4 protein-coding genes are annotated in these 4000 nt (G+C 70.8%); all 4 read left to right on the top strand.

From position 1 onward, the window contains the following. Nucleotides 1-194: 194 nt before the first annotated feature. Nucleotides 195-521 carry a hypothetical protein gene (locus ABD330_RS32015; RefSeq protein ID WP_344469827.1) on the top strand — a complete coding sequence of 109 codons (327 nt, stop codon included), beginning with the start codon at nucleotides 195-197 and terminating at the stop codon, nucleotides 519-521. Nucleotides 522-719: 198 nt separating this feature from the next. Then, nucleotides 720-1967 (top strand): L,D-transpeptidase, encoded by a 1248-nt coding sequence (locus ABD330_RS32010; protein WP_344469826.1) that lies wholly within the window; start codon nucleotides 720-722, stop codon nucleotides 1965-1967. A gap of 176 nt (nucleotides 1968-2143) precedes the next feature. Beyond that, on the top strand, nucleotides 2144-3136 hold the full coding sequence (locus ABD330_RS32005; protein ID WP_344469825.1) for a helix-turn-helix domain-containing protein: 993 nt from the start codon (nucleotides 2144-2146) through the stop codon (nucleotides 3134-3136). Between the two features lie 218 nt (nucleotides 3137-3354). Then, on the top strand, nucleotides 3355-3861 hold the full coding sequence (locus tag ABD330_RS32000) for a hypothetical protein (protein WP_344469824.1): 507 nt from the start codon (nucleotides 3355-3357) through the stop codon (nucleotides 3859-3861). Nucleotides 3862-4000: the final 139 nt, after the last annotated feature.

The raw sequence follows: 4000 nt of genomic DNA, 5'->3' as shown, positions 1-4000 counted from the left end.
GGCCCCCGCGGCCCCCCCCGCGCCGCACGGCGCGGGACTCCGCGGCTCCCGGGTGGGGGAGCCGGTGCGGAGCGGTAGGGCCGGCCGTCGGGCACCTCGTTCACGAGGCGCCCGACGGCCGGCCCGCACCGTTTTCCGGGGCCGCACGGCCGCCGGTTCGGCAACCGGGACCCTGCTCGCCTACGCTCGCACCCATGACCAGCATTGACCTGCCCGAGCAGGACGTCCCCCGTTACGTACGCCTCACCATCGAGCTCATCGCCGAGATCACCGATGAGCAGGCCCTCAAGACCGCCGCGCTCGCGCAGGTCAAGGAGGACGAGTACCTCGACGACGAGGAGCGCGCCCAGTCCGTCGAGGCCATCGAGGTGGACCCGTCCGGCTCGCTCGCCCACTTCATCGACCCGGTCGCGCTGCTCGCCGACGTCCCCGGGGTCGAGCTGACCTCGGCCACCTGGGAGTCCGCCCAGACCGAGTTCGAGGCGACCGAAGAGGGTTATGACGAGTACACCGTCGAGTGACGGAGTCCGTGTGACTTCCTGGTGACGCGCCACACAGCCGCCCGGTCCGAGAACCATCGGATCGGGCGGTTTGTCCATTTCTGGCGGGAATACTAGTACTCTCATACGATCTCAACCGGTTAGTGATGGAACCGCTTCGTCCTGGACTGCGTTGTCCTATCCGTAACGCCCGCAGGTGGAGAGCAGGGAGAACGCGAAGTGACGGCACCGGAGAACCAGAACCGTCCTGCCGGAGGCAACTGGAGCCGCCGCGGTGTACTCGCGGGCCTGCTCGGAGCCCCGGTGCTGCTGATGGCCGCGTGCAGCGGCTCCTCCTCGGAGAAGGGCAGTGGTGGCGGGGGTGGCGGTGGCGGTGGGAGTACCCCGAAGACCTCCGTCGCCAAGATCACCGTCTCGCCGGCGGACGGCGTCACCGACGCCGCGTTCGGCGCGCCGGTCAAGGTCACCGTGGTGGACGGCAGGCTGACCTCCGTTCAGGTCGCCGACTCCACCGGCAAGGCGATAGCCGGCCAGCTGTCCGCCGACGGGGCGAGCTGGGCCTCGACCGACCCGCTCAGCAGCGGCACCAAGTACACCGTCACGGCGGTGGCCACCGACGGCTCCAAGCTGGAGGCGGACGCCAACGCCGCCTTCTCGACGGCCTCGCCCGCCAACACCTTCGTCGGCTACTTCACCCCGGAGGACGGCAGCACCGTCGGGGTCGGGATGCCGGTCTCGATCAACTTCAACAAGCCGGTCACCGACCGCAAGGCCGTGCAGCAGGCGATCACGGTGGTCGCCGAGCCGGGCGTCGAGATCGTCGGGCACTGGTTCTCCAGCACCCGGCTCGACTTCCGCCCGGAGCAGTACTGGGCCAAGGGCACCAAGGTGACGCTCAAGCTGCGGCTGAAGGACGTCGAGGGCGCCACCGGCGTCTACGGCACCCAGTCCAAGGACGTGAACTTCACCGTCGGCCGCAGTCAGACCAGCGTGGCCGACCTGTCCGCCGACACCCTGACCGTCACCACCGACGGCCAGGTCACCGCGACCTACCCCGTCATCGGCGGCGCCCCCGAGCACAAGACCTGGGCGGGCAAGCTGGTCATCTCCGAGCAGCACCCGCAGACCAAGATGGACTCCACCACGGTCGGCCTCGGCGACGAGTACAACATCCCCGACGTGCCGCACGCCCAGCGCCTGACCACCTCCGGCACCTTCATCCACGGCAACTACTGGTCGCCCGCCTCGGCCTTCGGCAGCACCAATGCCAGCCACGGCTGCATCGCCCTGCGGGACGTCAAGGGCGCGGGTGACCCGGGCACCAACGCGGCGAAGTTCTACGCGAGTTCGATGACGGGCGACGTCGTCGAGGTCATCAACTCCGGTGACCGGACGGTCGATCCGGCCAACGGCCTGAACGGCTGGAACATGGCCTGGGCCGACTGGAAGGCCGGCAGCGCGGTCTAGCCGGCCTCCGCCGGGGCGCCGCGCGGTCCCCCGCGGGCACCCCGGCGGCGCGGGGCCGCGCGACCGGGCGGGCACCTTCCTCGTGCCCCGGTCGCGCCCCTCCCCGCCGCCCTGCCGCCGTCCGGTTCTCGTAGGCTCTTGAGTCTCCAGTGAGGGGAGGCTCCACAGTGGCGGACATGGAAGACGACACCCTCCGCACCATCGGCGAACTGGCCCGGCTGACCGGTCTCACGGTCAAGACGATCCGGTTCTGGTCCGACGCGGGAGTGGTGCCGCCGACCGACCGCACACCCGCCGGCTACCGGCTCTACGGCCGCGAGGCGCTGGCCCGCCTCGACCTCGTCCGTACGCTGCGCGACCTCGGCGTCGACCTCGCCACCATCCAGCGGGTGCTGGAGCGCGAGGTGACCGTCGCCGAGGTCGCGGCCGTGCACGCCGAGGCCCTGGACGTGCAGATCCGCACACTGCGGCTGCGCCGGGCCGTCCTGCGAGCGGTTGCCAGACGCGGGTCCACACCTGAGGAGTTGGAACTCATGCACAAGCTCGCCAAGCTCTCTGACCAGGAACGACGCCGCCTGATCAGTGACTTCATCGACGAGGCCTTCGAAGGGCTGGACGTCGGGCCCGAGTTCATCGCCAAGATGCGCGGCGCGATGCCCGCCCTGCCGGACGACCCGACCCCCGAACAGGCCGACGCCTGGGTCGAGTTGGCCGAACTCGTGCAGGACGGGGACTTCCGCGCGGGTATCCGGAAGGCGGCCGCCTACCAGGCGAAGGAGCGCGCGTCCGGCGTGCAGACCGGCACCGAGGGCGACCGGCGGCTGGTGGACCTGGTCCGGCAGCGGACGGACGCGGCCCGGACGGCGGGCATCGAGCCCGCCGCGCCGGCCGCCGCGCCGGTGCTCGACGAACTCGCCGGTTCGTTCGCGGAGTTCTTCCACCGTACGGACGGCCCGGAGTTCCGGGCCTGGCTGCTGGAGCGGATGGAGCAGGGCAACGACCCGCGCTACGAGCGGTACTGGCAGCTGATCGCGGTGATCAACGGCTGGCCGGTCATGCCCAGCCTGGCCCCGGCCTTCGACTGGCTGACCGCCGGCCTGCGGCACAGCCTGCGGGACGACCTGCAGGATGAGCCGCGGGACGGCCTGCGGGACGGCGGCGGCCGGTAAGCGGTTTCGCCGGCGGGGCCGCCGGGCAAGCGCCCCTGGGAGCGACCCGGTGCGGCAGCCCCGGTGATGGTGGTCGGCTCGGATGCCGGACCGCCGCCCGGGGTTGTCGGACCGTGGGGATACTTTGTGCTCACTTCTGGCAGGGGGGCGATATTCGCGCGCACCCCTGTGTGAGGTGTGGTTGCCTGTGTGTCCGTCGCACAGGTGCGACGTGCGACGTGGCCCAGGGCATCCTGGACGCGGTCAAGCCGCTCGCCAAGAGCATCCCGGGCGGCGCCAAGCTGCCGACGGCGGTCCCGGGTTCCGTCCCGGACCGCAAGATCAGCGTCGACCTCTACCTCAAGGGCGGCGGGCTCTCCGGGGTCTCCTTCGACCTCGCCCAGCTGGAGGAGAAGGCCGGCCCGGACGTCCACCTGCCGGTCAAGGTCACCTTCGGGCAGGACGTCGCCCCGCTGGTGGCGCCGACCGGCGCCACCGAGTTCGGCCTGTCGGACATCACCGGCATGATGGGCATGCTCACCAAGAACATCAACATCGCGTCCGGTCTCGGCCAGGGCACCCCCGGCCTGCCCGGCGGCACCGGCAAGGCCGCGCCGCTGACCGACGCCCAGCTCAAGGAGCTCGCCGCCGGGAGCGGCATGCCCGAGGACAAGATCAAGCTGCTCAACCAGAGCGGTCTCGGCTACGAGGAGCTCAAGGCCCTGATGAACGCCAACAAGAGCTGACCCGCCCTCAGCAGCGAGCAGCACGGCAGCGGCCCCGCCGGTTCGGCAGGTTCTAGCGATCCCCGCAACACCCTGGATTCAGGGAGTTGCGGGGATCGTGGATTTTGAGGGCTTGAAGGCGAGGTTCTTCGAGGCGTTG

This window comes from Kitasatospora kazusensis (assembly GCF_039529945.1).
Classification (GTDB): domain Bacteria; phylum Actinomycetota; class Actinomycetes; order Streptomycetales; family Streptomycetaceae; genus Kitasatospora; species Kitasatospora kazusensis.
Note: the sequence above shows the minus strand (reverse complement) of the source record. Positions and strands in the feature narration are given on the sequence as shown.